The sequence below is a fragment of the Intrasporangium chromatireducens Q5-1 genome (assembly GCF_000576575.1).
Classification (GTDB): Bacteria; Actinomycetota; Actinomycetes; order Actinomycetales; family Dermatophilaceae; genus Intrasporangium_A; species Intrasporangium_A chromatireducens.
Window position 1 is genome coordinate 1 of the sequence record NZ_AWQS01000438.1, and the last position, 1,778, is coordinate 1,778.

Sequence of the window (1,778 nt, forward strand, 5' to 3'; positions counted from 1 at the left end):
CGACGGGCGAGAACCGGAGAACGCGCTCACTTGACGGTGGGGTCGGGGGGAGCGGGCAGGCGCCGGGGGAGTGAGCCGTCAGCGGGGGCAGTCGTCGACGGGGATGTCGCGTTCCTCGGCACGCGACCCCCGCAGGCTGAGCAGCGAGTCGACGGTCAGCAGGACCAGCGCGACCCAGACGATGCCGAAGCCGATCCAGCGCTCGGTCGGCATGTGCTCGCCGAGGAAGAGCACCGCGCACAGCAGCTGCATGATCGGGGTGATGAACTGGATCAACCCGATCGTCACGAGCGGGATCCGCCGGGCGGCCGCGGCGAAGCACAGCAGCGGCAGCGCCGTCGCGACGCCGGACCCGACGAGCAGCCACGTGTGCAGCGGCCCGTGCCGGCCGAACTCGAGCACCCCCTGCTGGGCGAGCACGACGAGCGTCACTGCGGCGACCGGCGCGAGCACGACGGTCTCGATCGTGAGCCCGTGCAGGGCGGGCAGCGTCGCTCCCAGCTTCTTCTTGATCAGTCCGTAGAGCGCGAACGACGCGGCGAGGGTCAACGCGACGACCGGCACCCGGCCACCGGCGATGGCGAGGAACAGCCCGGCCGCCACCCCGATCGCAACGGCGGTCCACTGCAGGAACCGCAGCCGCTCACCGAGCACGACGACGCCGAGCGCCACGGTGACGAGCGGGTTGAGGAAGTAGCCCAGCGCGGCATCGCTCGTGTGCCCTGACGTGACGGCTGCGACATACACGACCCAGTTCGTCGCGATGAGGAGCGCCGCGAGCGTGATGCCGCCGAGGAGCCGGCCGTTGCGGAAGATCGGGCCGAGCCACCGGAAGTCGCGGGTCACCACGAGGACGATCGCGCAGAAGGCGAGCGTCCACAGGATCCGGTGCGCGAGGATCTCCCACGCCCCGGCCGGCTTCAGCGCGTCGAAGTAGAGCGGGAAGAAGCCCCAGAGCCCGTACGCGGCAAACCCGAGGACCGTGCCCCATCCCGTGGCCGAGACACCGCCGAGCCGGCCGCGCACGCGCCCCGGCCGGTTGAGGGTCGAGGCCGGCTGGCCCGACGTCACGCGGTCACGGTCCAGGTGTCCTGTCCGGCGAGGAGGGCGTCGATGTCGGCGTCGGTGATGGGGGTGGTCTGGGCGGAGGCCACCTGGTCGCGGACGGCGTCGTCGTAGGTGGGCCGCGTGACGTTGCGGAAGATGCCGAGCGGGACGTGGCTCAGGTCGGGCGTGTCGAGCCGGGAGAGCGCGTAGGCGGTCGACGGGTCGGGCGCGTCGGGGTGGTGCACGACGACCCGCGCGGGGTCGGCCTGGTCGCGAGGGACGATTCGTATGCCGCTCACCTCGTCCCAGACGGCCACCTGGTCTCCCAGCGTGACCTCCTCGCCGTCCTGCAGCTGGATGATCCGGGCCTCGGCCGAGGTGCGGTCCTTGAGGACGTCGAAGGCGCCGTCGTTGAAGATCGGGCAGTTCTGGTAGATCTCGACGAGGGCAGAGCCGCGGTGCTCGGCGGCGGCACGCAGCACCGTGGTCAGGTGCTTGCGGTCCGAGTCGAGGGTGCGGGCCACGAAGCTCGCGTCGGCCCCCAGTGCGAGCGACACCGGGTTGAAGGGCTGGTCGACGGAGCCGAGCGGGGTCGACTTGGTGACCTGCCCGACGCGGGAGGTGGGGGAGTACTGGCCCTTGGTCAGCCCGTAGATCTCGTTGTTGAACAGCAGGATCTTGAGGTTGACGTTGCGGCGCAGCGCGTGGATGAGGTGGTTGCCGCCGATGGA

At 71.0% G+C, this 1,778-nt stretch carries 2 protein-coding genes; both read right to left on the reverse strand.

Translation table 11 applies throughout. The features are described from left to right. Window positions 1-78 precede the first annotated feature (78 nt). The gene (gene rarD, locus N864_RS22015) at window positions 79-1,026 is read right to left on the reverse strand and encodes an EamA family transporter RarD (RefSeq protein ID WP_051518930.1); all 948 of its coding nucleotides are present in this window, start codon (window positions 1,024-1,026) and stop codon (window positions 79-81) included. A gap of 41 nt (window positions 1,027-1,067) precedes the next feature. After that, a partial coding sequence (locus N864_RS22020; protein WP_034722568.1) for a thiamine pyrophosphate-dependent enzyme occupies window positions 1,068-1,778 on the reverse strand: 711 nt, incomplete at its 5' end.